Below are 26,762 nucleotides of genomic sequence, written 5' to 3'. Positions count from 1 at the left end.
GGAACTAGGCTTGGGCCATGGCGAATCGATTGGCCGAGGCCACGAGCCCGTACCTGCTGCAGCACGCCGACAACCCGGTCGACTGGTGGCCGTGGTGTCCCGAGGCGTTCGCGGAGGCCGCCGAACGCGACGTGCCCGTGTTGCTGTCGATCGGATACGCCGCATGCCACTGGTGCCACGTGATGGCGCACGAGTCGTTCGAGGACGCCGACACGGCCGAACTGATGAACCGGCACTTCGTGAACATCAAGGTGGACCGTGAGGAACGGCCGGACGTCGACGCGGTCTACATGACCGCCACGCAGGCGATGACCGGGCAGGGCGGCTGGCCGATGACCTGCTTTTTGACGCCGGCCGGTGAGCCGTTCCACTGCGGTACGTACTATCCGCCGCGGCCACATGGCGGCATGCCGTCGTTCAAGCAGTTGCTCGCCGCGATCGTCGAGGCATGGAACCAGCGCTCCGACGAGGTTCGCGGCGCGGCAGGCAAACTCGTCGCCTCGCTCGCCAAGCACACCGCCGCGCTTCCGGTTTCCGATGTCGACGTCTCGGTGCTCGACGGCGCGGTGGCGTCGCTGCTCGGGGATTTCGACCGGCGCAACGGCGGATTCGGTGGTGCGCCGAAGTTCCCGCCGTCGATGGTGCTGGAGTTCCTGATCCGGCACCACGAACGGACCGGATCGGTGGAGTCCTTGTCCATTGTGGAGGCGACGGCCGACGCGATGGCGGGTGGTGGGTTGTACGACCAGCTCGCCGGCGGGTTCGCCCGGTACAGTGTGGACGAGTCGTGGATCGTGCCGCACTTCGAGAAAATGTTGTACGACAACGCTTTGCTGCTCGGCGTCTACACCCATCTGGCCAGGCTGACCGACAGTCCGACGTATCGGCGCGTCGCCGCGGAGACCGCGGAGTTCCTGCTGCGTGATCTGGCGACGGCGGAAGGCGGTTTCGCCTCGTCGCTCGACGCGGACACCGACGGGGTCGAAGGGCTGACGTATGTCTGGACTCCGCAGCAACTGACCGAGGTGCTTGGGGAAGAGGACGGTGCCTGGGCAGCCGAGTTGTTCGGCGTGACGCCGGAAGGCACGTTCGAGCACGGCACGTCCACGCTGCGGCTGCTCCGGGAACCGGACGACTTCGCGCGGTTCGAGAGCGTGCGCGCACGCCTGTCCGCGGCTCGCGGCACCCGGCCTCAGCCAGGCCGGGACGACAAGGTCGTGGCGGCATGGAACGGGCTCGCGATCACGGCGCTGGCGCAGGCCGCGGTGTTCTTCGAGGAACCGGAGTGGCTGACGGCCGCCGGCCGGGCCGCTGACCTCCTGGTGAACCTGCACGTGGTGGACGGCCGGTTGCGCCGGACTTCACGGGACGGTCAGGTAGGCGACTCTGCCGGTGTGCTGGAGGACTACGCGTGCCTGGCCGACGGTCTGCTCGTACTGCACCAGGCGACGGGGGAGAAGCGTTGGCTGGACACGGCGGTGTCGTTGCTGGACGACGCTCTGCAGCGGTTCGCCGACTCCGACAACGTGGGCGCGTTCTTCGACACGGCCGACGACGCCGAGGCGTTGGTGCACCGGCCCGCCGATCCGTCCGACAACGCCAGTCCATCCGGTGCTTCGGCACTGGCGTCCGCGCTGCTAACGGCATCGGCCCTGGTCGGCCACGATCGGGCGAGCCTGTACCGGGAGGCCGCCGAACAGGCCGTTTCCCGCGCTGGCCTGCTCGCCGCCCGCGCGCCTCGGTTCGCCGGGCACTGGCTGAGCGTCGCCGAGGCGCTGGCGCAAGGTCCGGTGCAGGTCGCGATCGTGGGCGACAGCCCGTCTCTGCTCGCCGCCGCGGTGCGTAAGGCGCACGGCGGAGCCGTGATCCTGGCAGGTGCGCCTGACTCGTCGCCGTTGCTCACGGACCGTCCGTTGGTCGATGGACAGCCTGCCGCGTACGTCTGCCATGGGTATGTCTGCGACCGCCCGGTGACCTCGGTCGAGGAGCTCGTCTCGTCCCTCAGCTGAGAGAGAACGTCCCTGTTGTCCGCTCGCGTACACGCGTAGCTTGAGTAGTGATGTAATCATGTAATCAAGGAGCTGCGCATGTTTGGAGTACGACACATGGCACGTGGTGGCTGGCACGGACGCGGCGGCTTCAAGGGCCGTGGCGGGTGGCAACAGGCGGACCTGCCGTCCGCCGACGACGCGGCGGCCTGGTTCGCCGGGCGGCTGCCCGACGGCTGGTTCACCGAGCCGCCCACGGTCTCGGTGGACCGTGAGGAGATCATCGTCGTCGGCACGCTTCCAGCCGTGGAAGGCGACTTCGAGGACGACGCCGCCCGTGCGTCCGCCGAGGCAGGCCGGATCAGCCGGTTCCGCGAGGAGACCAGGGACGCGCGGATCGACATCGCCAGGCAGGCCGAACACCGCTACGGCCGCAAGATCGCGTGGGGCGCTCGGATCGGCTCGACGGAAGAGCTGTTCACCACGCTGTCCGCGCCGGTGATGACCCGGTTGCGGCAGCCGGAGCGGCTGATCCTGGACACGCTGGTGGACGCGGGCGTGGCCCGTTCCCGCTCGGAAGCACTGGCGTGGGCCGTGCGCCTGGTCGGCGAACACGCCGACTCCTGGCTCGCCGAACTGCGCGAAGCGATGTCGAAAGTGGACGACCTGCGCGCCAAAGGCCCGGAGTTCGACTCCTGAGCTACGAGAAGTACGGCTCGGCGCGCTCGTCGAAGCCGTGCTGGATACGCAGCCGGGTGGCGGGGTGGATCGGCAGTTCGTAGAGGAGTGGTTCCTCGACCCACTCCGCCGCGTCGACCGGCTCACCGCCAACCGGCCGCGCCCGGAAACAGATCGAGAACTCCTGCCGCACATCGTCGGCGCCGTACTCGATGACGTGCTCAGGATCGGAGTAAACACCGATCAGCCCGGCGATCTCGACATCGACCCCCGTCGCCTTGGTATGCCGCACGGCGGCCGCGGCGACCGTCTCACCGACCTGCTGCGGCCCACCCGGCAGATGACAGAGGTTGGTGTCCGCACGCCGGACGACCAACAACCGCCCAGCCTCGTCAAGCACGAACACGCTCACCGTCACGACAATGCTGTTCGCCTGCGGTGCGGGCACCTCAAGATAGTGGTCGATCCGGGCCATAGTCCCTGCTTACCACGCCCCAACCATCAGTACCGCCTGGAACCTGAGTCGACGGACGGCAGGTGGGACGTGTGGCTGCTAAAGGACCATCGGGACGACTGGCGGGGACACGATGGCGTGTGACGAGCCGCCGGTGTGCGTGCCGTGTGGCGGTGTCTACCGGGTTGTGTCCAGCCGTGCGGCGCCTCCGCTGCCCTGATAGACCATCGTGCCGTTCGAGGAGCTGATCTAGGTGTAGTAGGGCTCGGGGCGGTTGTCGAAGCCGTGCTGGATGCGTAGCCGGATGGATGGGTGGATGGTGAGTTCCGCCAACTTCGGCTGGTCGATCCAGGCGGCTTCCTTGCTTTCGCTGCTGGTGCGCAGCTCGCCGCCGACTGGGCGGGCGCGGAAGCAGATGGAGAACTCCTGGCGGACTTCGCCGTCGTCGTATTCGATGACGTGCTGGGGGTTGGAGTAGATGCCGATCAGGCCGGTGACCTCGATGTCGATGCCGGTCTCCTCCTGGACCTCGCGTACGGTCGCTGCGGTGACGGTTTCGCCGGGTTCGATACCTCCGCCGGGGATGGCGTAGAGGTCATTGTCGGTGCGGCGGATCATCAGCAGGTGGTTCGCCTCGTCCAGGACGAACGCGCTGACTGCTGCCCTGATGGTGCTGGCGGTGGGTGCGTCGGGGTCGTGGAAGTGGTCGATACGGGCCATGCTGCTTGTCTACCCGGTGTAGGGCTACGACCGGACGGGGAACGCTCTCGATGGCCTGTTCGCGGCCGAGCAGAAAGACGAAGGCCGTCACCCCGTGCAGCGGGTGACGGCCTCGGTCAAGGTCGGGTCACGGGTACATGGCCAGCCAGATGGCGATGTAGTGGCAGATGGCGGCCAGGATCGTGGCGGCGTGGAAGAACTCGTGGTGGCCGAAGTGGCCGGGCCACGGGTTGGGCCACTTCGTGGCGTAGAAGACGGCGCCGACTGTGTACAGCAGGCCACCTGCGAGCAGCAGCACCAGTGCCGTCATGCCCGCGTGCGTGAGCAGGTCGGGCAGCACGAAGACGGCGACCCAGCCGAGGGCGATGTAGATCGGGGTGCCGAGCCAGCGTGGGGCGTGCGGCCAGACGAGCTTGAGCGCCACACCCGCGAGCGCGCCGCCCCAGACCACGGCCAGCACGACCAGGCCGGTGTCGCGGGGCATCGCCAGCAGCGAGAAGGGCGTGTAGGTACCCGCGATGAACAGGAAGATCATCGAGTGGTCCAGGCGCTTCATCCACGCCCGTGTTCGTTCGTTCTCCCACCAGGTGCGGTGGTACACCGCGCTCACGCCGAAGAGGCCGAGCACTGTGGCGCCGTAAATCGATGTCGCGACGGCGGCCGTTGTCGATACGGTCGAGGCCGCGAACGAGATCAGCGCGGCGCCGGTGGCGATCGAGACGAAGAAGGACCAGAAGTGGAGCTTGCCCCGCATGCTCGGCTTGTCGGCAGGTGTGGGCGGCCGTTCGAGTGTCGATGCGGTCACGAGTAGCAAGGCTACGGGACCGTAACCTCGTCCTGAAGTCCCCAGCGCTCGTTCCACAGAGAACTCACAGCTTTACTCTGTGCGACAACAGATGCGCCTGAGGCATAGGGCACACTGGCCTGGTCCGGGCGGCTCGGCCGTGCTACCGGCCGAGGCTACGCCGTGCAACCCAGTACCCTCGTTCGACGTGGGTCGTCGGAGCTGGATCAGAAGGCGTGTCGCGGACGTTCTGTACCGCTTGTACGAGGCACGGCTGTCGTCACAGGTGAAAGGCCTGCAACGGCGGCCGAGGCACATCGGTGTGATGTTGGACGGCAACCGCCGCTGGGCGCGGGCGGCCGGGTTCACCGACGTCGCGGACGGGCATCGGGTGGGCGCCGCCAAGATCGCGAAGCTGCTCGAGTGGTGCCAGGAGTCCGGTATCGAGGTGGTCACGCTGTGGCTGCTGTCGACGGACAACCTCAACCGCCCGGAGTCCGAGATCGTCCCGTTGCTGGAGATCATCGGCGACGTCGTCGACGAGCTGGCCGAGCCGGGTTCGCCCTGGCAGCTGCGGATTCTCGGCGCACTGGACATCCTGCCGACGCAGACCGCGGACCGGCTGACCGCCGCCGCGGCCCGGACCAAGGGCAGGCCGGGGCTGACCGTGAACGCCGCGGTCGGTTACGGCGGGCGCCAGGAGATCGCGGACGCGGTGCGCAAACTGCTGCTGACCCACGCCGAGCAGGGCACCACCATCGAGGAACTGGCCGACGTGCTGAGCGTCGACCACATCGCCGAGCACCTGTACACGTCCGGCCAGCCCGATCCCGATCTGGTCATCCGTACATCAGGTGAACAACGGATGTCGGGTTTCCTGCTGTGGCAGTCCGCCCACTCGGAAATGTGGTTCTGCGAGGCCTATTGGCCGGACTTCCGGCGGACCGACTTCCTGCGCGCATTGCGTGACTACGCCATCCGCCATCGGCGTTTCGGATCCTGAACAGGACCGCCTGCCTGGCCACCCCCTCGTGAGTGTTTATCGGTGTTAGAACACGGATAAACACTCACGAGGGGTACTCCTCAGTGGCCGTCGCCGTTGTCGGAGGCGACGGCGGCGTCACACGAGTCGGCGATGCCGCTCGGGCTGAGGATGTCGAGGACCGCGAGGAGGCCGATGTTGATGTCGTTCAGACAAATCGGGACGGTGACCTCGTCGAGGATGTCGACATCGCCGGTGTTGATGAGGCCGAACTGCTCCTTCTCGATATTGGTGCTGCTGCCCGGGTACCACACCTTGCCGTAGTGGTCGTGGTAGTCGCCCTTGCCGCCGTCGTCGCCAGGCGTGGCCAGCGCGGCGGTACCGCCCAGCATGATCAGGCCAGCCGCTGCGGCGGCCACAACTCCAAACTTCTTCAGCATTCCTGCGAACTCCTTCGTGGCCGATTTCTTGTCGAGCGTTTTCATTGTCGATCCGCTCGCGCAGAGGGTACCCGTCCTGGTCGAATTTTCTCGCTCGGTACCACTATCGTATGACGTTTTTCCCGAATGCCGGTCGGGTGCGAAATGGTGACGGTTCCGTGGTTTCGAGCTCATTCCGTGCACGGCCGGAAGGTCGTGCCGGTGACGTTTCGCCAGGTTTGGGACGGGGATTCCGGCGGACCTGCTCCATGCGAACCGTCCGCTGTCCGTCGTGTGGAGCAGGGAAAGACTTGGGGTGTCCCGGTGAAACCGGAACACCCCAAGTGGCTTCAGTGAGTGTCAGTGGCCATCGCCGTTGTCGGAGGCGACGGCGGCGTCACACGAGTCGGCGATGCCGCTCGGGCTGAGCAGGTCGACGACGATCAACCCGAGGTTGACGTCGTTGACGCAAATCGGGATGGTGACCTCGTCCAGGATGTCGATGTCACCGGTGTTCAGCAGGCCGAACTGCTCCTTCTCAACACTGGTGCTGCTGCCCGGGTACCACACCTTGCCGTGGTGGTGGTGGTAATCTCCCTTGTCGCCGGCCGGCGCGGCCAGCGCTGCGGTTCCGCCCAGCATCATCAAGCCAGCCGCTGCGGCGGCGACAAATCCAGCCTTCTTCAGCACTTCGCACACTCCTTTTTCGGGATTATCCCGAGAGCATCGCCAATTCCTTCGATGAGCTCTCGGGAAGAGATTACTGGTGAACGGGCATTGCGTCGTGTCGAATCCACTATCGTGTGACACCGCAGGCTGATTGTTCCCATTCTAGGGTGTATTTCTCGACAGTTCACTGCTTTCCGTGATTGTCGACGAGCAAAAACCGCACGAGCGACTCCATGTCCCCACCCGATGCGTGGTCACTCGGGTGAGTGTCAGCCGGAGATATGTGACGCAGTGTGATCATCGGCCGTGTCGCGGGCCGCCGGCCGGTCCGGTGACACGCCGGTGACCAGCCGTTATGCCGAAATGTACGGATCGGTCGTGCCCAAGTTGCACGCAGGTGAAAAATCTTGGAATCACCTGCCTGGCTGCCTGCGAAGAGTCCCCGGCACGGGTAACTTCCGAAGTGACGGGTCGTGCACATGCGACTCGTCCCGGGAGGCCCTGGTCGTGGCAGTGACGAGTACGAGGGGGCCGGCACCGGGCCCTCGTCGGCGCTGCGCCTGAACTCAGGCGGAAGTCGTCGAACCAGGGGCCAGGACCGGCCCAACGAGGAAAGCGGACGCCGTGCCGCGTTCGTCAGGGAGTTGCCGTGACCGCACCGCGTCCGGCCAGGCGTTCCGCCGGCCAAGGTTCTTCCCGCAGTTCCTCCCGCGGCGCCTCGCGTCGCACCACCACCCCCACCCGTCATGTCTTCGTGCTGGACACCTCCGTGCTGCTCTCCGATCCCTGGGCGCTGACCAGGTTCGCCGAGCACAGCGTGGTGCTCCCGCTCGTGGTGATCAGCGAACTGGAGGGAAAGCGGCACCACCCCGAACTCGGCTGGTTCGCCCGGACCGCCCTGCGCATGCTGGACGACCTGCGGCTGCGGCACGGCAGGCTGGACAAGCCGGTGCCGATCGGCGACGCCGACGGCACGCTGCACGTGGAGCTCAACCACTCGGATCCGTCGGTCCTGCCCGCCGGATTCCGCACCGACTCCAACGACGCCAGGATCCTGGCGTGCGCGCTCAACCTGGCTGCCGAGGACGCCGGCCAGATCGTCACCCTGGTCACCAAGGACATCCCGCTGCGGGTGAAGGCCGCCGCGGTGGGCCTGAACGCGGACGAGTACCGCGCGCAGGAGGTCACGCCGTCCGGCTGGACGGGCATGGCCGACATGGACGTGCCTCAGGAAGTCGTCGACGCCCTGTTCGCACAGAACGTCGTCGACCTGACCGACTACGGCGTCGAGCAGGCGGCTGAGCTGCCCTGCAACACCGGTCTGCGGCTGCTGGCGGGAACGTCCAGCGCGCTGGGCCGGGTGACGCAGGACAAGCAGGTTCGGCTGGTTCGCGGCGACCGTGAGGTGTTCGGTCTGCACGGCCGCTCGGCCGAGCAGCGGATCGCGCTGGATCTGCTGATGGACCCGGACGTGGGCATCGTGTCGCTGGGCGGCCGGGCCGGGACGGGCAAGTCGGCGCTCGCGCTGTGCGCGGGCCTCGAATCGGTGATGGAACGCGGCCTGCACCGCAAGGTGGTCGTGTTCCGGCCGGTCTACGCGGTCGGCGGGCAGGAACTGGGCTATCTGCCCGGCTCCGAGAGCGAGAAGATGCAGCCGTGGGCCCAGGCGGTCTTCGACACCCTCGGCGCGCTGGTCAGCCCGCCGGTGATCGAAGAGGTGCTGGATCGCGGCATGCTCGAAGTCCTGCCGTTGACCCACATCCGCGGCCGGTCCCTGCACGACTCGTTCGTCATCGTGGACGAAGCCCAGTCGCTGGAACGCAACGTGCTGCTGACCGTGCTGTCCCGGCTGGGCACAGGGTCGCGCGTGGTGCTCACGCACGACGTCGCCCAGCGCGACAACCTGCGGGTCGGCAGGCACGACGGCGTGGCGGCGGTGATCGAGAAGCTCAAGGGTCACCCGCTGTTCGCGCATGTCACGCTGACGCGGTCGGAGCGGTCACCGATCGCGGCACTGGTCACCGAGATGCTGGAGGACTACCCGGGCTGATCCGGCACGCCGGCCCTGGTGCTCAGCCAGGGCCGGCGTTCCCTCCTGGCAACAGCGCGCGGACCGCGTCGATGGTGTCGGCATCGGCGGGGTCCTTGTCCGGGCGGTACCGCAGCACGCGCGCGAACCGCAACGCCACACCGCCCGGATAACGCGGGCTTACCTGCGCACCGTCGAGTTCGATCTCCACGACGAACTCCGGCCGCACATGGACGACGTAGTCCTCGCGGTGCGACTCGATGGCCTGGAGTTCCCGGGTCTGCCACGCCAGCAGTTCGTCGGTCATGCCCTTGAACGTCTTGCCCACCATGATCGGCGGGCCGCCGTCGGGATCGCGGGCGCCCAGGTGCAGATTGGACAGATACCCGGTTCGCCTGCCGTGCCCCCATTCCGCCGCCAGCACGACCAGATCGAGGGTGTGCTCCGGTTTGACCTTCTGCCAGGCGCGGCCCCGGCGGCCCGCCGCGTAGATCGAATCGAGCGCCTTGACCATCACCCCTTCATGACCGGCGTCCAGCGAGTCCGTCAGGATCTGCTCGGCGTTCTGCGTGCCGCCTGGGATTACATGCTCACCGACGGCCTCGTGCAGGGCTTTGTTGCGTTCACGCAGCGGAACGTCCAGCAGGTCGATGCCATTCAGGTGCAGGCAGTCGAAGAAATACGGGCGCAGCAGCAGTTCCCGTTGGTTCGTCGCCCCGAACCGGCTCATGGTCTCCTGGAACGACCGTGGTTTGCCGTCGTCCTTCAACGCGAGCGTCTCGCCGTCGAGAACCACTGTCCGGCAGGGAAGTTCGCGGACGAGCTCGACCAGTTCGGGCACGCTCGCCGTGATCTCCCGGAGCGTCCTGGTGAAGACGCGCACGTCGTCACCGTTCTTGTGCACCTGGATCCGCGCGCCGTCCATTTTGTACTCGACGACGACGTCACCGAGTTCGTCGAGCGCGGTCCGCAGGCTTTCCGCCGGGGACGCCAGCATCGGCCGGACCGGACGGCCCACTTCGAGCCTGAACTCGGCGAGCGCGGCCTCCCCGCCGGTCAACGCCGCCACCGCGGTGACCGGCAACCGGCCGGAGAGCATGAACGCACGCCGCACCGCCTCACCCGGCACCTGCGCCGCCGAGGCGATCGCGTCCAGCATCACGCCCTCGAGGGCGCCCTGTCTGAGTTCGCCGGTCATCAGCCGCCGGAGGAACTCCTGTTCTTCCCGTGTCGCCGCCCCGAACAGCTCGGTGAGCAGGTCGACCCGCTTCTGCACCGACCCCTTGCCGGAGGTCCTGGTGAGCTTTTCAAGCAACTCGTCCGTGCGCTCCACGGTCAGGCCCGGCTCGGCCGCCGGTGGCGCGTCGAGGTCGTAGAGCGTGCGCCAGCCCGCGCCCGTGCGGCCCTGCCTCGGCGCACCGGCGAGGAACGCGACCGCTGGTTCGACCGCCTCCGGCCCGGCCTGGCCCAGCAGCCCGGCCAGGGCCTTGACCTTGGCCAGCCGCGACCGCGTCGCGGCGACCGCGGCGGAGGTGGTCACAACGTCGGCGAGCAACATAGGCCCATCCTGCACCCGACCTCAGCCCTCGTGAGTGTTTATCAGGGTTAGAACACCGCTAAACACTCACGAGGGGGTTTCAGGAGGGGGATATCAGACTTTGGTCGGACGTGGGTGGCTACTTCAGGTGAATGGTCCACGGTCCGCTGTCCGGGCATAGTGGCGGGTGTGAGTCATGCGATCTCCCACCGGCTTCAGTTGCGTCTGCGTCCGCCTGCGAACCAGGTGCATCCGCGGGCGGTGGTGTGGTGGGTGCTGCAGAGTGCGGTGTGGTGGGTGGTTCTGCTGGTGGGCGGCGGGATCGCGATGTTCTTCACCGGGGCTCCGCTCTGGTTGGTCCTCGTCGAGGCCGTGATCGCGGTCCTTGCCGTGGTCGACCTGATCGTCGAGCCGAGACTGCAGTACCGGGCGCATCGGTGGGAGGTCACCGACCAGGCCGTTTACGTGCAGTCCGGCGTGTTGGTGCGGGAGTGGCGGATCGCGCCGCTGTCACGGGTGCAGACGGTCGACAGTGAGCGGGGGCCGCTGCAGCAGTGGTTGAAGCTGGCCACGGTGACGGTCACCACGGCCTCGGCGTCGGGTCCGCTGAAGATCCGTGGGCTCGGCCAGGACGAGGCCGCCGAGCTGGTCGACCGGCTGACCGCCATCACCGAGGCGACGCCGGGGGACGCGACATGAGCTGGCAACAACTGGACAAGCGGACCATCTTCGTCGCGCCGCTGATGCCGTTGGTGTCCGTCATCGGTGTCGTGACCGTGATCGTGCTGGTCCGTGGGTGGGAGAAGGTCGGTTTCTGGGAGCCGGCGATCACCGGGGTGATCGCGGTCGGCCTGTTCGTGGCCAACGCGTGGCACTGGAAGACCACTCGCTACCGGATCACGGACACGCACGTGGAGCTGCACAGCGGCATGATCGTGCGCAAGCACCGGTCGCTGGCCAAGGACCGGGTCCGGGCCGTGGACATGTCCGCGGACGTGTTCCACCGGATGTTCGGCCTGAGCGTCGTCACGATCGGGACAGGCAGGCACGTCGCGGAGTCCGACGACGAGCTGAAGCTGGAAGCGGTGTCCGCGCGGGAGGCCGAACGGCTGCGGGCGCTGCTTCTGCACCGCGCCGGCACGCCGGTCCAGCCGCGACAGCGGGACGGCATGCTGGCGAAGTTCAGTCCGCAGTGGATCCGGTACGCGCCGTTCAGCTGGTTGGGGTTCGTGGCCGTCGCGGTCCTTGGCGGCGGTCTGTTCCAGCTCGCCAGGACCATCGACCTCGACCTGTGGAACACCGGTCCGATGCAGACCTTGTTCCGCTGGTACGAGACTACGCCCTTACTTGTCTCGATCCTGGCCACCTTCGTGGTGGTCATGGTGCTCACCACGGTGCTGTCGGTGCTGCTGTACGCCGTCTTCTACTGGGATTTCCAGCTGACCAGGCAGCACGGCGCGTTACGTGTCCAGTACGGACTGATCAACAAACGCTCGGTGTCCATTGAGGACAAACGGCTGCGCGGTGCCGTGGTCGAGGAACCGTTGCTGGTCCGGCTGACCGGTGGAGCGAAGGTCAAAGCCGTCGCGACCGGGCTAAACAAGAAGAAGGACGACAACGACAAGTGGGAGATGGACGCCGACCTGCTGCTCCCGCAGGCGCCCAAGGAGGATGCTCGCAAGGTCGTCGCGTCGGTGCTCAGTGCCGAGCGCGCGCCCACTGATGTCGCGCTGTCCAAGCATCCCTTTGCCGCCGCCCGCTGGATGGTGCTGAGTACCGTGGCTGTCGCCGCGGTTCCGGCTGTCACGCTTGGCGTCCTGTCGGTTCTCGGCCTGACGCCGTGGTGGATCGCGCAGCTGCTGTTGATCCTGATCCCGCTGGGAGCACTGCTCGGGTACGGCGAATACCGCAGCCTCGGGCATGGGCTCGACGGGGATTTCCTCGTCGTCCGGTGGGGTGTTCTGCCACGGTCCACTGTCGCCTTGCAACGTACAGGCGTGATCGGCTGGAAGATCCGCCAGTCGTTCCTGCAACGCCGCACCGGGTTGATCAGTGTGACCGCGACGATCGCGGCGGGCAGCGGGGCGTACACGATCCGGTACGCCGATCAGGGCGATGCGCTCGACGTCGCCGACACGGCCGTGCCCGGGTTGCTCGAACCGTTCCTGACCAGGGACTGAGGAACTTTTCCCGGCCACTTCGCGATTGGTTGAACCATCGCCGTTACCTGATCGTATCCAGGGTGAGGCGCAGGGAGGACCAGAGGAGTGGTGTATGTCCCTGTTCGGAAGCAACGGCCGGCACCGGAAGCGCGCGACCATCGGATTGGCCGCGATACTCGGCGCCGCGGGTATCGCGGGTGCCGCGTTCGCGTTCAACGGCGCGAGCAGCGAGGCCGCGGAGTCCTGCCAGGGACTGGACACCGCGTTGCAGAACAACCTGAACTTCATCGCCGGCCAGCAGGCGAACCCGGACGCGCAGTCCGAGGCCAGGATCGCCAACCGCCAGGCCGTCGTCGACCAGCTCCAGCAGCGCCGCCAGGCCGCGGGCTGTGCCGGAAACGTTGTGGCGCAGCCGATCAACACGGGCGGCTCGGGTGAGTCGTGTGCGGGGCTGGACAAGGCACTGCGGAACAACCTGACCTTCATCGCGGGCCAGCGGGCCACCCCGGACGCGCAGTCGGAAGCCAGGATCGCCAACCGGCAGGCGGTCGTCGACCTGATCCAGCAGCGCCGTCAGGCCGCGGGCTGCACGGCGGATGTCGAGGCCGGCAACCAGAACAACAACGCGGGCGGTGGCGCGGCCGAGGAAGAAGAACCGCCTGCCGCCGAAGAACCCGCGAACAACGGCAACGGCGGCAACAACAACGCGGCCGGTGAGGTCGTCTGCCCGGGCTCGACCGTGACGCTCTCCGGTGAAGGCGGCGCGCCCGCGGCGTCCAGCAGTGAATTCCCCGTCGGTACCCGGCTGCGAGTGACCAACCTGGACAACAACAAGTCCACCACGGTCGAGGTCACCTCGGTGTCCGGCAGCTGCGCGCTGCTCAACAACGCGGCCTTCGAACAGGTTCGCGAGCCGGGCAAGTTCCTGATCCGTCGCGCCACGATCGAGCGCGTCGGCTGAGACCCTCCACAGGGGGACCCCTCATGAACCCTGCTCATGAGGGGTTCACTGCGGCTTGATCGCGCCGGTCGTTCACGCCACGCAACACGCCCGACATCGCCCCAGCCACGCTGGCTCCAGGGGCAGCGCGAAGATGTCGGCTGCGTGGAGCGGGGTGGAAACGACTGGCTCGGGCGATCAAGCCCGGCGAAGCGGAGCGAGTCATGTGACAGCCACGAATTCGTCGACGGCGGCACGGAGGCGATCGGGTGTGAGCGTCGCGTAGCCGATTACCAGACCGGGGAAGATGGTTTGTGTCGAGTAGTCGGCCAACGCGGGAGCGTTCACGCCACGGGCGGCGAGCGCCTGCGACAGCAGGCGGTCGTCGATCCCGTCCGGCAGTTGGATGACCACGTGCAGCCCGGCCGCGATGCCGATCAGTTTCCAGTCAGGAAGCTTGTGCGCCAACGCTTCCACCAGTGCGTCACGCCTGCGCCGGTACAGCGTCCTGGTGCGCCGCAGATGCCGGTCGTACCCGCCGGACCGCAACATCAAAGCGAAAGCCGCTTGCGGCAGCGTCGCGCATCCCATGTCACTGACGTGTTTGCGGGCGATGACGGCCGCCCGGAACCGGTCCGGGAGCACCGACCAGCCCAGGCGCATCGCCGGTGCCAGCACCTTGCTGACGCTGCCTTCGTAGATCACCCGTGACGGGTCGAGTGCCTGCATGGCACCGAGAGCGGGCCGGTCGTACCGGTGTTCGGCGTCGTAGTCGTCCTCGATGATGAATCCGTCGACGTCCCTTGCCCACGCGAGCAAAGCCCTGCGCCGCTCGGGATGCAACACGGTACCGAGCGGAAACTGGTGTGCCGCGGTGACAAGGACCGCACGGCAGTCCGTCTTCGCCAGCTCCGAGACCCGCAGCCCGTCGCGGTCCACCGGCACGGGAACGGGCTCAAGTCCGTGTGCCGAGACAAGTTCCCGTTCCCCGGGGTGGCACGGGTCCTCCAGCGCGATGGTCCGGTGCCCGGCCAGCCGGAGCTGTTCGCAGGCCAGCCGCAGGCCGTCGGCCGATCCGTTGGTGACCACGATCTGCTCCGGCGTCGCCGAAACCGCCCGCACGCGGCCCAGATAACTCGCCAGTTCGGTGCGCAGCTGGAGGAATCCGGCAGGGTCGGGGTAACCGAGGGCCTCGTCGGGCAGTTCGGCGAGCGCGGCACGGTTCGCCGCCATCCATTCGGCACGCGGGAACGCCGACAACGCGGGCACGCCCGTCCGCAGGTCCAGCCGCCACGGCTCTGGCTTCGCCGGTTCTCCGCCGGTCTCGCTGGGGCTGACGGCCGCGACCGTGGTGCCGGAACCGTGCTTGGCGAGCAGATATCCCTCGGCGACGAGCTGGGCGTACGCGGCCGTGATGGTGCCACGGGCGACGCCCAGTTGGCCGGCGAGATCGCGGCTGGACGGCAGGCGCGCGCCGGGCTGCAGGCGGCCGTCCCGGACAGCCTCACGCAACGCCGACTCGATCGCACGGCCGCGCTTCGGTCCGTCCGGCAGGAGCAGCTCCCGCAAAGTGGTCCAGTTATCGGCCATGGAAGTGGAGCTTAAAGCTGGACCACGTTGTCCGGCAGGCTCGGCGCCGTGAACCGCGTGAACAAGGCGATGATGATGGCCGGGACGGCGAGTGTGCTGGTCGGAGGCTCGGTACCGATCACGGGCATGCTCGACGGCTACCCGATCCTGGCCAACCAGGCGATCCGCTACGGAATCGGCGCGCTGGCCCTGCTGATGTGGCTCAGAGGACGGCTGGTGCTGCCGTCATGGCGAGACCTACCTGGCCTGCTCGGCATGGTCGCAGCCGGAATGCTGGGTTTCAACGCCGCGCTGCTGATCGCGCAGCGCTACGCCACACCCGGGTTCGTCGCCGCGGTTCTGGGCGCCAGCCCGCTCGTCCTCGCGATCGCCGTGCCCGCGCTGGCCGGGAGAAGACCGCACGCTCGCGCGATCGCCGGAGCGATCTTGGTGTTGACCGGTGTCGCCGTGCTGACCGGCGGTGGCTCCTGGCACGGCCCCGGCCTGGTGATCGCTTTGCTCGTGCTGGTCTGCGAGGTCGCGTTCACGCTGACCGGAGTCGGTGTCGTACGGCGGATCGGCCCAGCCGCTGCCTCCACATGGGCCTGTATCGGAGCGGCTGTGGGCGCCTCCGTCATCACGACATGGCAAGGCGGATGGGCGCTGCCAACCTGGCAGCAGGCTACGGCGTTGTTGGTTCTGGGGACGTTGGTGACCGCGGTCGCCTTCGTCTTCTGGTACTCGGGCGTGTCCGTGCTCGGCGCGGATCGCGCAGGCGTGCTGATCGGCCTGATGCCACTGTCCGGACTGGGGGTCGCGGTGATCGTCGGCGCACAGGCGCTGACGATCACCGCGCTGGCCGGAGCCGTGGTGGTCGCGGTCGGATGCGCGGCCGGGCTCAACGGAAACCGTGGTAGATCGCGGACATGTCGGACTTCTCGTGACCACGATCCGCTGCCTGAGTCAGCACCGAGTGGATTGCCCTCACGACCGCCGGATCGGTCCCGGCCTGCCGCATCGCCTCGGTGATCAGTCCGGCGTCCTTGACCGCGCCGTCGAGCCCGAAGGCGGGCGTGAAGTCGCCCTTCAGCATGGCCTTGCCCTTGACCTGCGCGTACGGCGAGTCGGTCGCGCCACCGGCGATGCTGTCGAAGAACAGCGCCGGGTCGATGCCCAGACCCTCGGCGAACGCGATCGCCTGGCCGGTCCCGGCGACCACCGACAGGACCCACGAGTTGAGCACCAGCTTGAGCTTGCTGGCGTCACCGGGTTCGTCCGACACCCACACGGTCCGCTGGCCGATCGCGTCGAAGATCGGCTGGACACGGGACTTCAGCGCCGCCGGACCGGACGCGAGGACGAGCAGTTGGCCGTTCTCCGCCGGTTGCCTGGTCCCGAGCACCGGTGCGTCGACGAATCGGTCGGACAATCGGGCCAACCGAGCCGTCGCGTCGACGCCGACCGTGCTGGACTGCACCCACACCGCGTCCGGGCCGAGGTTGACGTCCTTCATGACCGCGTCGACTGCGTTCTCGTCGAAAAGCATCGTGACGACGACATCCGCGCCGTCGACGGCTTCGGCGGCGGTGCCGGTGACCGTGGCGACGTCCGACAACGGCTCGGCCTTCTCCCGTGACCGGTTCCACACGCGCAACGAAAGGCCTGCCCTGCCGATGTTCCGGGCCATCCCGGAACCCATGATGCCGGTGCCCAGCAGTGCGACAGTCGTCATTTCCCGCCTCCACGAGCCATTTTCAGCACGTCCAGTGCTTCGTCGAGCTGGTCGACGGTCAGCTTGCCGGACTCCACGTGCCCGCGTTCGATGACGACCTCACGGATCGTCTTGCGCTCCTTCAACGACTGCTTGGCGATCGAAGCTGCTTCCTCGTAACCGATGTAGCGGTTCAGCGGGGTCACAATGGACGGTGAGGACTCGGCGTACTCCCTGGCCCGCTCAGTGTCCACTTCGGTGCCTTCGAGCACCTTGCCGGCCAGCAGCCGGGACACCGCCGCGATCAGCCGCGCCGACTCCAGCACGTTGCGCGCGATCACCGGCAGCATCACGTTGAGCTGGAAGTTGCCCTGGCTGCCCGCGAACGCCACCGCCGCGTCGTTGCCGATCACCTGGGCCACCACCATCATCGTGGCCTCGGAGATCACCGGGTTGACCTTGCCCGGCATGATCGACGACCCCGGCTGCAGATCCGGCAGCCGCAGTTCGGCGAGGCCGGTGCGCGGACCGGACCCGAGCCAGCGCAGGTCGTTGGCGATCTTGAACAGCGACACGGCGACCGTGCGCAGCTGCCCGGACGTCTCGACCACGCCGTCCTGCGTCGCCTGCGCCTCGAAGTGGTCGCGTGCCTCGGTCAACGGCAACCCCGTCGCCTTGGCCAGTTCCTCGGACACGAGCGCGCCGAAGTTGCCGGGCGCGTTCAGGCCGCTGCCCACCGCCGTCCCGCCGATCGGCAGTTCGGCCAGCCGGGGCAGGGACGCCCGCAACCGCTCGATGCCGTACCGGACCTGGGCCGCCCACGCGCCCGCCTCCTGGCCCAGCGTGATCGGCACCGCGTCCATCAGGTGCGTCCGCCCCGACTTGACGACGTCCGCCCAATCCCTGGCGCGCTTCTCCAGCGTGCCCGCGAGGTGTTCGAGCGCGGGGACGACGTCCTTGACGACCGCCTCGGTGGCCGCGACGCGGATCGTGGTCGGGAAGGTGTCGTTCGACGACTGCGACGCGTTGACGTGGTCGTTCGGGTGCACGTCCGCGCCGAGCGCGCGGGTCGCCAGCGTGGCGATGACCTCGTTGGCGTTCATGTTCGACGAGGTGCCCGAGCCGGTCTGGAACACGTCGATCGGGAAGTGGTCGTCGTGCTTGCCCTCCGCGACCTCCTCGGCCGCCTGCGCGATCGCGTCGGCCTTGGCCCCGTCCAGCACGCCCAGCTGTTTGTTCACCCGCGCGGCCGCCGCCTTGAGCAGGCCGAGCGCCCTGATCTGGGCTCGCTCGAGGCCACGGCCGGAGATCGGGAAGTTCTCCACGGCACGCTGCGTCTGCGCGCGCCACAGCGCGTCCGCGGGCACCCGGACCTCGCCCATGGTGTCGTGTTCGACGCGGTACTCACGTTCTGCCATACCTCTGAGTCTTCACCCTAGGCCAGTGCTCGCGCTCGTCGTAGGCTCGTGATCGTTCCCACCACCACGGGGGTGTCTGTTGACAGACGTCGACTTGTTGATCATCGGTGCCGGACCGACCGGCCTGTTCGCCGCCTACTACGCCGGATTCCGTGACCTGTCCACCGCGATCGTGGACTCGCTGCCGGAACCGGGCGGCCAGGTGACCGCGATGTACCCGGAGAAGCAGATCTTCGACGTGGCCGGCTTCCCCGCCGTGCGCGGCCGGGACCTGGTCGCGGCGCTGGTCGAGCAGGCCGGGCAGTGGAAACCGACGTACCTGTTGGGGCGCAAGGCAAGCACCCTGACACCGGTGGACGGCGGCGGCTTCGAGGTCGGTCTGGGCGACGGATCGGTGGTGAAGGCGGGTGCCGTGCTGATCACCGCGGGCATCGGCGAGTTCACCCCGCGGCCGCTGCCCGCGGGAGACGGCTGGCTGGGCCGTGGAATGGTCCACTTCGTGCCGGAACTCGACGTGTACCGGGACAAGCACGTGGTCGTGGTCGGCGGCGGCGACTCGGCGTTCGACTGGGCGCTGGCCCTGCACCCGATCGCGGCCAGCGTGAAACTCGTGCACCGGCGGGCGAAGTTCCGCGCGCACCCGCCGACCGTGCGGCAGGTCGAGGCGCTCGGCGTGCCGATCATCACTGACGCCGAGGTCACGATGCTGCGCGGCGAACCCGTCGTCCAGGAAGTCGAGATCACGGTCAAGGGCCAGGAGCCGGTGACGCACCCGGCCGACGTCGTGGTCGCCGCCCTCGGGTTCACCGCCGACCTCGGACCGATCGAGTCGTGGGGCCTCAAACTGAGCCACCGTGCCATCGATGTGGACAGCACCGGCAAAACGGCGATCGACCGCGTCTACGCCGCCGGTGACGTCGCGAACTACCCCGGCAAGGTCAAGCTCATCGCCACCGGTTTCGGCGAGGCCGCGACAGCCGTCAACAACATCGCGGTCGCACTGAACCCGGAGGCACACCTCTTCCCAGGCCACTCCAGCAACGAGGGCTGAACCCCCTCGTGAGTGTTTATCGGTGTTCTAACCCTGATAACCACTCACGAGGGGTTTGGGGTGGTCAGGGCGTTGACGACCGCGTGGGTGGCGTCGCCGAGCATTTCGACCTGCTCGCGGGTGAGGTGGTCGAAGAAGTGCCTGCGCACGGATTCGACGTGCAGGGGCGCCGCGGCCTCGATGGCTCTGCGGCCCGCCTTGGTGAGCACGATCGTCGCGCCGCGCGCGTCGTCCGCGCAGTCCTCCCGGGTGACGAGGCCGCGGTGCTGCATGCGGGTCACGTGGTGCGAGAGCCTGCTCTGGGACCACAGCATGCGTTCGGCCAGCTTCTTCAGCCGGCAGCGGTGGTTCTTGGCCTCCGACAACGCCGACAGCACGTCGTAGTCCGGTTCCGACAGGCCGCTGTCACGGGCCAGGTCGCGGTTCACCTGTGCGTTGAGCAGCAGGAACATCCGCCGGTAGCCGCGCCACGCGCGGTCTTCGGTCTCGTCGAGCCACCGCGGTTGCGTCATACCGGACACTGTAGCGTTTGTTGACATGTCATGTATGTTGCGATGATGGACGACAAGCTGAGGGATCTCCTTGCCACGAGCACAAAAGGCGTGCTCGTGACGCTCAAGCGGGACGGCAGGCCGCAACTGTCGAACGTCAGTTACCGGTTCGCCGACGGCGTCATCCGCATCTCGGTCACCGACGGCCGCGCCAAGACCAAGAACCTGCTGCGCGACCCGCGCGCGAGCTTCTACGTCACCAACGACACCTTCGGCACGTACGTGGTCGCCGAAGGCACCGCGACGTTGTCGGACGTCGCGACCGAACCGGGTGACGCCGCGGCGGACGAACTGGTGGAGCTGTACCGGTCGATCCAGGGCGAACACCCGGACTGGGACGAGTACCGGGCCGCGATGGTCACGGACGAACGCCGCGTGGTCCGGATCCGGGTCGACCGGATCTACGGCCTCGCCATGGACTAAGCCACCACCTGCACACCCGCCTTGACTGGCAGCGCGTCGAAGAAGACCTTGGCGGCGTCGGGGGACAGGTGCACGCAGCCGTGCGACTGCTCGGACAGTGATCCCTCGTGGAACGCGATCCCGCCCGCCGCGAAGAACACCGAATGCGGCATGGGCGTGCGGTAGATGCTGGACGTGTTCTCCGCGTCCTTCCACGCCACCTGGAACGTCCCCACCGGGGTCTCCTCGCCCGGCCTGCCGTGCGTGATCGGAACGGGGCCGTACTCGACCACGCCGTCCTTCACCAACCACGCCAGGTTCTGCGACAGGCTCACACACGCCCTGACCTGAGCCGTACACGGCGGTGACGGCACGGCCACGGGCTGAGGCTCAGGCGTCGGCGTGGAAGGGCTGGGGGCGGCCGTCGAAGACGGAGCCGAAGGCGGGGGAGGCGGCGCGTGAACAGCCTGCGGCGGCGCGCCGGAACAGGCCGCGAGCAGCAGAGCCGCCGTCGAACACAGCAGAACCAGACGCATGAAAAAAACCTTCCCTCTGACGCGTGCAGCCTTACTCACGCGGCAGAGGGAAGGTTGGTTGCACGACCTAGCGGACGACCTCGACCACGTCGCCGACCGACAGCGCGCCGAAGTACTTCTGCGCCGCGGCCATCGACAGGTGGATGCAGCCGTGCGACTTCTCCCGCAGGCTGCCCTGGTGGAACGCGATGCCGCCGTTGAAGAACACCGAGTACGGCATCGGGGCGTTGTTGAAGATGCTGCTGCGGTGGTTCTTGTTCTTGAACGTCACCTTGAACGAGCCGGGCGGTGTCGCGTACCCCTTGCGGCCGTGCGTGATCGGCACCGGGCCGTAGACCACCTTGCCGTTGTCCATCAGCCAGGACTGGTTGGTGGATAACTTGATGCACGCCTTCGCCGCGGTGCTGCACGGCGCCTCGGCCGACGGCTGCGGCTTCGGTGTCGTGGCCTTCGGAGTCGTCTTGGTCGTCGTCGGCGGCTTCGGTGTCGTGGTCCTGGTGCTTGTCCTCGTGCTCGTCGTGGTTTCCGGCGAGGACGTCGGGGTCGTCGTGGACGGGGCCGTCGTCGTGGTCTCGGTCGTGGTGACGGGCACCGACTGTTGGCCCGCCGCCAGGCCGACCGGCTGCTCGGTCGGTGACGAACAGGCGCCGAGCACGGCTGTCGCGGCCACTGCCGCCCCCACGATCAGCTTGCGTAACCGCATTGGCTCTCCCTCGGCCCGGTGATCCCTTGTGTCGGTAAAGACGACTGGTGATCCGCCCGGGTTGCGTGGAAAAGGTCTCAACCGGATCTCGGTGCCGGAACGCCGGGAGCCCGAGCGCGGAGCATCGTTCGAACCACGCTTTCCGCCCGCCCGCAGGCGATCAGGCCGCCGGATGATTCGCCCGGCGGCCCGTCATCGCCGATCCACCACATCGAGCGGCCGTTACGGCAGCGGCGGCAGGTTTTCCTCGTCGTCGGAGTGTTTCGGGTCGAAGTCGACCGTCGAGTACTCGCGCAGCTTGGTCAGCCGGTGGAAACCGTCGATCATGCGCACGGTGCCGGACTTCGAGCGCATCACGATGGACTGCGTGGTGCAGCCGCCGGACCGGTAGTGCACGCCGCGCAGCAGGTCGCCGTCGGTGATCCCGGTCGCGCAGAAGAAGACGTTGTCACCGCTGACCAGGTCGTCGGTGGACAGCACACGGTCGAGGTCGTGGCCCGCGGCGAGTGCCTTCTCGCGCTCCGCGTCGTCCTGCGGCCACAGCCGGGCCTGAATCGCGCCACCCATGCACTTGAGGGCGGACGCGGCGATGATGCCCTCCGGCGTGCCACCGATTCCCAGCAGCATGTCCACACCGGTGTTCGGCCGGGCGGCGGAGATCGCGCCGGCGACGTCACCGTCGGAGATGAAGTGGATCCGCGCACCGGCCCGGCGCACCTCGGTCACGAGCTGCTCGTGCCTCGGACGGTCCAAAATGCACACTGTGACGTCGGAAACGTCGGTGTGCTTGGCCTTCGCGACCCGCCGGATGTTCTCGGCGACCGGCGCGGTGAGGTCGATCACGTCGGCGGCCTCCGGCCCGACGGCGATCTTCTCCATGTAGAACACGGCGGACGGATCGAACATCGCGCCGCGCTCGGCCACCGCCAGAACAGCGATCGCGTTCGGCATCCCCTTGGCCATCAGGGTCGTCCCGTCGATCGGGTCGACCGCGACGTCACACGCGGGCCCGTTGCCGTCGCCGACTTCCTCGCCGTTGAACAACATCGGGGCTTCGTCCTTCTCGCCCTCGCCGATCACCACGACGCCGTTCATGGACACAGTGCCGATCAGCTTGCGCATGGCGTCGACCGCGGCGCCGTCGCCGCCGTTCTTGTCACCGCGGCCAACCCAGCGGCCCGCCGACATGGCCGCCGCCTCGGTGACCCGGACCAGTTCGAGTGCGAGGTTGCGGTCCGGCAATTCGCGCCTGCTGGTGGCATTCGCTGAAGTCATCTTCGGCTCCCTGGTCTGGTCGTCGCGACCCGTCGATCCTCGCAGATCGGCCGGGGGCCGCGGTAACGACGCGTGACGCCGGCTGCGACGATGGAGGCGTGTCGGCCCCATCCCGGTTCAAGACAAGCGCGCGTGACATGGTGCTGTCGCTCGTGGTCCTGCTCGCGATCATCGGTGCGATCGTGTGGCTGACGCAGGGATGTGAGTTCAGTCCCAGCGGCCCGACCGTCGACCCGAGCTCGGCCCCGACCGTCGACGCGTCGAAGGAACTCACCAGCGCCGCACGCCGGGTGGACTATCCCGTGCGGGTGCCCGGAGTGCCGGCGGACTGGCGGTCCAACTCCTCGAACACCATGCCGGTCGGCGAAGGCGCGCAGCGGACGACCGCGGTGCGGGTCGGCTGGATCACGCCCGGCGGCAAGTACTTGCGGCTGAGCCAGTCCAAGGCGCCGATCGACGTCCTGGTGCCGTTCGAGGCCGGTGGCTCGGTGTCCACAGTCAGCACGGGGTCGGTCGACGTCTCGGGGACCACGTGGACGAAGTACCGCGGCCGGGGTGACGAGCCGTCGTGGGTGCTTCCCGTGGACGGCGTGCACCTGTTGATCACCGGCAGCGGCACTGAGGACGAGTTCCGCACCCTCGCGACCGCCGTGCAGAGCGCCACGCCGGTGCCCCGATCCTGACCGATCCAGGTCGCGGGATCAGGCTTTGTCGTCCTTGTCCGCCGCGGCGAGCGCCGCTTCGACGCGTTCACGGGCACCGGCCAGGTGCCGGTCGCAGATCTTCGCCAGCGCCTCGCCGCGCTCCCATAGCGCCAGCGACTCCTCCAGCGAGAGTCCGCCTGCCTCGAGTTTGGCCACGACGTCCGCGAGTTCGTCGCGCGCCTGCTCGTAGCCGAGTTGTTCGTCGCTCACTTGATCATGCTCCCCACGCGCGCGACGGCCATCGCGACGGCCTCGTCATAACCGATGAAGGCTTCGGCGAATTCCGCGCCGTCGCGTTCGGCGACGGCGTCCTCGATGCGTTCACGGGCCCGCGTGATCCGGTTGCGTAGCCGGGACCCGTCGCCGTACCACCAGGCCGAGCCCGCGTAGACGGCGGTCGCGTCGGCCAGTTGGCGCAGCCGTTGGGGCAGCGCACGGCGGCCGGGTGAGTCACAGCCGCCCAGCAGGGCCGCCCAGCACTCCGCGGCGGCCGCGTCCGCTTGTTCGGCGCGGAGCCGCACCACTTCGGCTCCGGTGGTCGCCGCCGCGGTCATCGTCGACGGGAGGAAGGCTGGCCTGGTCGCCCGGCTAGTCGTCACCGCTGCCTCCCCTCCCCGACTCGGATGAATCCTGCTCTTCGGACACGGTCGCGTGCACGGCGCCGTCACCGACCCGGACCCGCAGGCGAGTGCCGGGTGACGCGTCGGTCACCGACCGTAGAACCCTGAGATTTTCATCCAGAGTGACGAATTGCACAACCGCGTATCCCCGGGCCAGAGTGGCGGCTGGACCCAGGGTCGTCAAGCGGGCTTTCGTCCCGTCAATCGAGGCCTGTTCGGCCTTGACCAGCGAGATGATCTCCCTGCGGCCGCGTTCCCGCGCGACTTGTACCTGTTCAGCGTGCCTTTCCAGCGGCTTGAGCGGGTCGGCGAGAACCGGCCTGCTGCGCAGCTGGTCGAGCAAACGCCGTTCACGATCCACCCACCCGTGTAGTGCCCGGCGGGCCCGGTCGCGCAGCGTACGGATGCGCATGCTCTCCTCCGCGACGTCCGGGACGATGCGCTTCCCGGCGTCGGTCGGCGTCGAGCACCGAAGATCGGCGACGTGGTCGATCAGCGGGGTGTCCGGTTCGTGCCCGATCGCGCTGACCACCGGTGTGCGGCAGGCATAGACCGCGCGGCACAGGGTTTCGTCGGAGAACGGCAGCAGATCCTCGACACTGCCGCCGCCGCGGGCGATCACGATCACGTCCACCCGCTCGTCACGATCCAGGATGGACAGTGCTTCGAGGATCTGCGGAACCGCCAGAGCGCCTTGTACCGCAACGTTCTCCACCCGGAAGTCCACCGCGGGCCAGCGGTGCGTCGCGTTCACCAGGACATCGCGCTCGGCCGCCGAGGCCCGGCCGGTGATCAGGCCGACCGTGCGCGGCAGGAACGGCAGCCGCCGTTTGCGCGAGCGCTCGAACAGGCCTTCGGCCGCCAGCAGCCGGCGCAGCCGCTCGATCCGGGCGAGCAACTCGCCGATGCCGACCGCCCGGATCTCGTCCGCGCGCAGGCTCAGCGTGCCGCGGTTCATGAAGAACGTCGGACGGCCGTGCACGATCACCCGCGCGCCTTCGGTCAGCGGCGGCTGGAACTCACGCAGCAGCTGGCCCGTGCACGTCACCGTCATCGACACGTCCGCCGCGGGATCGCGCAGCGTCAGGAACGCCGTCTGGTTGCCGGGCCGCAAGGACAGCTGGGTGACCTGCCCCTCGACCCACACCGCACCGAGCCTGCTGATCCACTCGTTGATCTTGCGGGCCACCGTGCGGACCGGCCACGGCCGCTCCGCGGATGTCTGTTCGGTCACTGCTGATCGGGCGGGGACGCGGCCGCGACGGACGCGATACGCCGGGTCAGCATGCCGATGAAGGACGGCCGCGCGGCGTTTGCCTCTTCGTAGCGCAGGAGTTCCTCGAGCTCGGCCTTGGAGAAGGTGCGCAGCCGGGCCCGCAGCTGGGGCAGCGAGAGTTCGTCGTAGTTCGGCACGCCGGCGGGCGGCGGGGTCCGCTCGGCCTCCGCGATCGCCGACTCCTCCATCTCCCAGGGGTCGGGCACCGCGGCGCCGTTGGTCCCGGCGTCGGCCGGCTCGGGACGGCTGACGTCGTACGCGTCGATGTCCTCGTCGAAGGTGGCCCACTCGGGCGTCTCCTCGACCGGGCGGAACGACGCGAGCGCCTCGTCACCCTTGATCGCCAGCGCGGTGATCTCCTGCTGCACCCGCATGGACAGCTGCATCGCTTGACTGGCAACGGTTACCGGCAGCCCGACGAGCTTTTCCGGCAGCTCACGCGCGCGCTCGATGGCGGTCGCGGCGAGACCGGCGGCGACCCGGAACGGCAGCGGCAAAGACGTCATGCGCATAGCCTGCCGCAGATCACCTGTTTCACCCAACTGGGACACGGGTCACTCTCGGTGTCACCGTACCCTGGGTGGCATGAGCGATACGACCAAACGGGTACTGCTTGCCAAGCCACGCGGGTACTGCGCGGGGGTTGACCGGGCGGTGGTGACCGTGGAGAAGGCGCTCGAAAAGTACGGACCGCCGGTCTACGTCCGCAAGGAGATCGTGCACAACAAGCACGTCGTGGAGACGCTGCGGGAGCGCGGCGTGATCTTCGTCGACCAGACCGACGAGGTGCCTGAGGGCGCGCTGGTGGTGTTCTCCGCACACGGCGTCTCCCCGCAGGTGCACCAGGAGGCGGCGGAGCGCAACCTGCGCACCATCGACGCCACCTGCCCGCTGGTGACCAAGGTGCACATGGAGGCCAGGCGGTTCGCCAGGGACGACTACGACATCCTGCTGATCGGCCACGAGGGCCACGAGGAGGTGGAGGGCACCGCCGGTGAGGCGCCCGACCACGTCCAGCTGGTCGACACCGCCGAGGACGCGGCCAAGGTGCAGGTCCGCGACCCGTCGAAGGTGATCTGGCTGTCGCAGACCACGCTGTCGGTCGACGAGACGATGGAACGCGTCGACCAGCTGCGTGCGCGGTTCCCGATGCTGTCCGACCCGCCCAGCGACGACATCTGCTACGCCACGTCGAACCGTCAGTACGCGGTGAAGACGATGGCGCCGGAGTGCGACCTGGTGCTCGTGGTCGGCTCGCAGAACTCCTCGAACTCCAAGCGGCTCGTCGAGGTGGCGCTGCAGGCCGGCGCCAAGGCGTCGTACCTGATCGACTTCGCGCACCAGATCGACGAGGCCTGGCTGACGGGCGTCTCGACGGTCGGCGTGACCTCGGGCGCTTCGGTGCCGGACAACCTCGTGATGGACGTGCTGGCGTTCCTGGCCGACCGGGACTACCTGGACGTCCAGGAGATCACCACGGCCAACGAGAAGATCGCGTTCGCGTTGCCGCGGGAACTGCGCAAGGACCTCAAGACCGGCTGAGGGCCGAGCTTGGCGAAAGGGCCACCCGGTTCGCCGGAGTGG

The 26,762-nt window shown here is 68.1% G+C and carries 29 protein-coding genes and 1 pseudogene; 13 read left to right on the top strand and 17 right to left on the bottom strand.

Annotated elements, in window-relative coordinates:
- Window positions 1-17 precede the first annotated feature (17 nt).
- Both GC106_RS26605 and abmR read left to right on the top strand, forming a co-directional pair.
- The gene (locus tag GC106_RS26605; RefSeq protein WP_173136152.1) at window positions 18-2,009 is read left to right on the top strand and encodes a thioredoxin domain-containing protein; all 1,992 of its coding nucleotides are present in this window, start codon (window positions 18-20) and stop codon (window positions 2,007-2,009) included.
- Between the two features lie 78 nt (window positions 2,010-2,087).
- Complete coding sequence (abmR, locus tag GC106_RS26600) at window positions 2,088-2,687, top strand: ATP-binding transcription factor AbmR (protein ID WP_281368625.1); 600 nt, start codon at window positions 2,088-2,090, stop codon at window positions 2,685-2,687.
- A 1-nt stretch (window position 2,688) separates the two neighbouring features.
- On the opposite strand, the gene GC106_RS26595 is transcribed toward abmR, so the two are convergent.
- The 3 genes from GC106_RS26595 to trhA all read right to left on the bottom strand — a co-directional run bounded on the left by GC106_RS26595 (window position 2,689) and on the right by trhA (window position 4,594).
- Window positions 2,689-3,141: an NUDIX hydrolase gene (locus tag GC106_RS26595; RefSeq protein ID WP_173136150.1), complete on the bottom strand. Its 453-nt coding sequence runs from the start codon at window positions 3,139-3,141 to the stop codon at window positions 2,689-2,691.
- Between the two features lie 228 nt (window positions 3,142-3,369).
- Entirely contained in the window at window positions 3,370-3,840 is a 471-nt protein-coding gene (locus GC106_RS26590; protein WP_173136148.1) for an NUDIX hydrolase, read from the bottom strand.
- Window positions 3,841-3,967: 127 nt separating this feature from the next.
- On the bottom strand, window positions 3,968-4,594 hold the full coding sequence (trhA, locus tag GC106_RS26585) for a PAQR family membrane homeostasis protein TrhA (protein ID WP_173136327.1): 627 nt from the start codon (window positions 4,592-4,594) through the stop codon (window positions 3,968-3,970).
- 238 nt (window positions 4,595-4,832) lie between these two features.
- Between trhA and GC106_RS26580 the strand changes: the two genes are divergently transcribed.
- Complete coding sequence (locus tag GC106_RS26580) at window positions 4,833-5,627, top strand: isoprenyl transferase (protein ID WP_376777769.1); 795 nt, start codon at window positions 4,833-4,835, stop codon at window positions 5,625-5,627.
- Window positions 5,628-5,707: 80 nt separating this feature from the next.
- On the opposite strand, the gene GC106_RS26575 is transcribed toward GC106_RS26580, so the two are convergent.
- Window positions 5,708-6,046, bottom strand: coding sequence for a hypothetical protein (locus GC106_RS26575; protein ID WP_173136144.1), 339 nt, complete (start codon window positions 6,044-6,046; stop codon window positions 5,708-5,710).
- A 339-nt stretch (window positions 6,047-6,385) separates the two neighbouring features.
- Complete coding sequence (locus GC106_RS26570) at window positions 6,386-6,715, bottom strand: hypothetical protein (protein ID WP_173136142.1); 330 nt, start codon at window positions 6,713-6,715, stop codon at window positions 6,386-6,388.
- A gap of 733 nt (window positions 6,716-7,448) precedes the next feature.
- Here GC106_RS26570 and phoH2 point away from each other — a divergent pair.
- Window positions 7,449-8,744, top strand: a complete 1,296-nt coding sequence (gene phoH2 / locus GC106_RS26565) for an RNA 5'-3' helicase PhoH2 (protein ID WP_376777770.1) — start codon at window positions 7,449-7,451, stop codon at window positions 8,742-8,744.
- Between the two features lie 22 nt (window positions 8,745-8,766).
- Here phoH2 and GC106_RS26560 read toward each other — a convergent pair whose 3' ends face one another.
- On the bottom strand, window positions 8,767-10,281 hold the full coding sequence (locus GC106_RS26560; protein WP_173136138.1) for an ATP-dependent DNA ligase: 1,515 nt from the start codon (window positions 10,279-10,281) through the stop codon (window positions 8,767-8,769).
- A gap of 168 nt (window positions 10,282-10,449) precedes the next feature.
- Between GC106_RS26560 and GC106_RS26555 the strand changes: the two genes are divergently transcribed.
- From GC106_RS26555 to GC106_RS26545, 3 genes are all read left to right on the top strand, one after another.
- Window positions 10,450-10,959, top strand: coding sequence for a PH domain-containing protein (locus GC106_RS26555; protein WP_173136136.1), 510 nt, complete (start codon window positions 10,450-10,452; stop codon window positions 10,957-10,959).
- Window positions 10,956-12,440, top strand: a complete 1,485-nt coding sequence (locus GC106_RS26550; RefSeq protein WP_173136133.1) for a PH domain-containing protein — start codon at window positions 10,956-10,958, stop codon at window positions 12,438-12,440. Before GC106_RS26555 ends, GC106_RS26550 begins: the two co-directional genes overlap by 4 nt.
- 94 nt (window positions 12,441-12,534) lie before the next feature.
- Window positions 12,535-13,383: an SCO2207 family protein gene (locus GC106_RS26545; RefSeq protein ID WP_173136132.1), complete on the top strand. Its 849-nt coding sequence runs from the start codon at window positions 12,535-12,537 to the stop codon at window positions 13,381-13,383.
- A gap of 201 nt (window positions 13,384-13,584) precedes the next feature.
- Here the strand turns inward: GC106_RS26545 and pdxR are convergent, their stop codons facing one another.
- Window positions 13,585-14,952 (bottom strand): MocR-like pyridoxine biosynthesis transcription factor PdxR, encoded by a 1,368-nt coding sequence (gene pdxR, locus GC106_RS26540; protein ID WP_173136130.1) that lies wholly within the window; start codon window positions 14,950-14,952, stop codon window positions 13,585-13,587.
- A gap of 69 nt (window positions 14,953-15,021) precedes the next feature.
- On the opposite strand from pdxR, the pseudogene GC106_RS26535 reads away from it, so the two are divergent.
- Window positions 15,022-15,810 (top strand): annotated as a pseudogene (locus tag GC106_RS26535) (DMT family transporter); the annotation flags it as partial.
- Window positions 15,811-15,829: 19 nt separating this feature from the next.
- Here the strand turns inward: GC106_RS26535 and GC106_RS26530 are convergent.
- Together GC106_RS26530 and GC106_RS26525 are read right to left on the bottom strand one after the other, a co-directional pair.
- Entirely contained in the window at window positions 15,830-16,663 is an 834-nt protein-coding gene (locus tag GC106_RS26530; RefSeq protein ID WP_173136128.1) for an NAD(P)-dependent oxidoreductase, read from the bottom strand.
- Complete coding sequence (locus tag GC106_RS26525; RefSeq protein ID WP_173136126.1) at window positions 16,660-18,060, bottom strand: class II fumarate hydratase; 1,401 nt, start codon at window positions 18,058-18,060, stop codon at window positions 16,660-16,662. The genes GC106_RS26530 and GC106_RS26525 overlap by 4 nt, the downstream gene beginning before the upstream one ends.
- A 79-nt stretch (window positions 18,061-18,139) precedes the next feature.
- Here GC106_RS26525 and GC106_RS26520 point away from each other — a divergent pair, with 79 nt between their 5' ends.
- A complete protein-coding gene (locus tag GC106_RS26520; protein WP_376777768.1) occupies window positions 18,140-19,111 on the top strand; it encodes an NAD(P)/FAD-dependent oxidoreductase in 972 nt (323 codons plus the stop codon).
- 44 nt (window positions 19,112-19,155) lie between these two features.
- On the opposite strand, the gene GC106_RS26515 is transcribed toward GC106_RS26520, so the two are convergent.
- Window positions 19,156-19,623 carry a MarR family winged helix-turn-helix transcriptional regulator gene (locus GC106_RS26515; protein ID WP_173136124.1) on the bottom strand — a complete coding sequence of 156 codons (468 nt, stop codon included), beginning with the start codon at window positions 19,621-19,623 and terminating at the stop codon, window positions 19,156-19,158.
- Between the two features lie 42 nt (window positions 19,624-19,665).
- Here GC106_RS26515 and GC106_RS26510 point away from each other — a divergent pair, with 42 nt between their 5' ends.
- Window positions 19,666-20,085, top strand: coding sequence for a PPOX class F420-dependent oxidoreductase (locus tag GC106_RS26510; protein WP_173136122.1), 420 nt, complete (start codon window positions 19,666-19,668; stop codon window positions 20,083-20,085).
- Here the strand turns inward: GC106_RS26510 and GC106_RS48095 are convergent.
- Window positions 20,082-20,444: a L,D-transpeptidase gene (locus tag GC106_RS48095; protein WP_312872866.1), complete on the bottom strand. Its 363-nt coding sequence runs from the start codon at window positions 20,442-20,444 to the stop codon at window positions 20,082-20,084. The two genes, GC106_RS26510 and GC106_RS48095, sit on opposite strands and share 4 nt — an antisense overlap.
- A 223-nt stretch (window positions 20,445-20,667) precedes the next feature.
- Window positions 20,668-20,955 (bottom strand): L,D-transpeptidase family protein, encoded by a 288-nt coding sequence (locus GC106_RS49450; protein WP_312872865.1) that lies wholly within the window; start codon window positions 20,953-20,955, stop codon window positions 20,668-20,670.
- A 16-nt stretch (window positions 20,956-20,971) separates the two neighbouring features.
- Here GC106_RS49450 and GC106_RS49445 point away from each other — a divergent pair, with 16 nt between their 5' ends.
- Window positions 20,972-21,325, top strand: coding sequence for a hypothetical protein (locus GC106_RS49445; RefSeq protein WP_312872864.1), 354 nt, complete (start codon window positions 20,972-20,974; stop codon window positions 21,323-21,325).
- A 200-nt stretch (window positions 21,326-21,525) separates the two neighbouring features.
- Here the strand turns inward: GC106_RS49445 and glpX are convergent, their stop codons facing one another.
- On the bottom strand, window positions 21,526-22,578 hold the full coding sequence (gene glpX / locus GC106_RS26495; RefSeq protein ID WP_173136116.1) for a class II fructose-bisphosphatase: 1,053 nt from the start codon (window positions 22,576-22,578) through the stop codon (window positions 21,526-21,528).
- Between the two features lie 98 nt (window positions 22,579-22,676).
- Between glpX and GC106_RS26490 the strand changes: the two genes are divergently transcribed.
- Window positions 22,677-23,261, top strand: a complete 585-nt coding sequence (locus GC106_RS26490; RefSeq protein ID WP_173136114.1) for a DUF4245 domain-containing protein — start codon at window positions 22,677-22,679, stop codon at window positions 23,259-23,261.
- An 18-nt stretch (window positions 23,262-23,279) separates the two neighbouring features.
- On the opposite strand, the gene GC106_RS26485 is transcribed toward GC106_RS26490, so the two are convergent.
- Genes GC106_RS26485 through GC106_RS26470 form a run of 4 tightly spaced genes read right to left on the bottom strand, consistent with a single transcriptional unit; the run spans window position 23,280 to window position 25,684 of the window.
- A complete protein-coding gene (locus GC106_RS26485) occupies window positions 23,280-23,492 on the bottom strand; it encodes an exodeoxyribonuclease VII small subunit (protein ID WP_173136112.1) in 213 nt (70 codons plus the stop codon).
- Window positions 23,489-23,881 carry a sugar ABC transporter substrate-binding protein gene (locus GC106_RS26480; protein ID WP_312872863.1) on the bottom strand — a complete coding sequence of 131 codons (393 nt, stop codon included), beginning with the start codon at window positions 23,879-23,881 and terminating at the stop codon, window positions 23,489-23,491. Before GC106_RS26480 ends, GC106_RS26485 begins: the two co-directional genes overlap by 4 nt.
- On the bottom strand, window positions 23,871-25,136 hold the full coding sequence (gene xseA, locus GC106_RS26475) for an exodeoxyribonuclease VII large subunit (protein ID WP_173136110.1): 1,266 nt from the start codon (window positions 25,134-25,136) through the stop codon (window positions 23,871-23,873). Before xseA ends, GC106_RS26480 begins: the two co-directional genes overlap by 11 nt.
- Entirely contained in the window at window positions 25,133-25,684 is a 552-nt protein-coding gene (locus GC106_RS26470; RefSeq protein WP_173136108.1) for a lipid droplet-associated protein, read from the bottom strand. The genes xseA and GC106_RS26470 overlap by 4 nt, the downstream gene beginning before the upstream one ends.
- A 79-nt stretch (window positions 25,685-25,763) precedes the next feature.
- On the opposite strand from GC106_RS26470, the gene GC106_RS26465 reads away from it, so the two are divergent.
- Window positions 25,764-26,720: a 4-hydroxy-3-methylbut-2-enyl diphosphate reductase gene (locus GC106_RS26465; RefSeq protein ID WP_173136106.1), complete on the top strand. Its 957-nt coding sequence runs from the start codon at window positions 25,764-25,766 to the stop codon at window positions 26,718-26,720.
- Window positions 26,721-26,762 lie beyond the last annotated feature (42 nt).

Source organism: Kibdelosporangium persicum, from assembly GCF_013280595.1.
In the GTDB taxonomy this organism is placed as follows: Bacteria; Actinomycetota; Actinomycetes; order Mycobacteriales; family Pseudonocardiaceae; genus Kibdelosporangium; species Kibdelosporangium persicum.
Note: the sequence above shows the minus strand (reverse complement) of the source record. Positions and strands in the feature narration are given on the sequence as shown.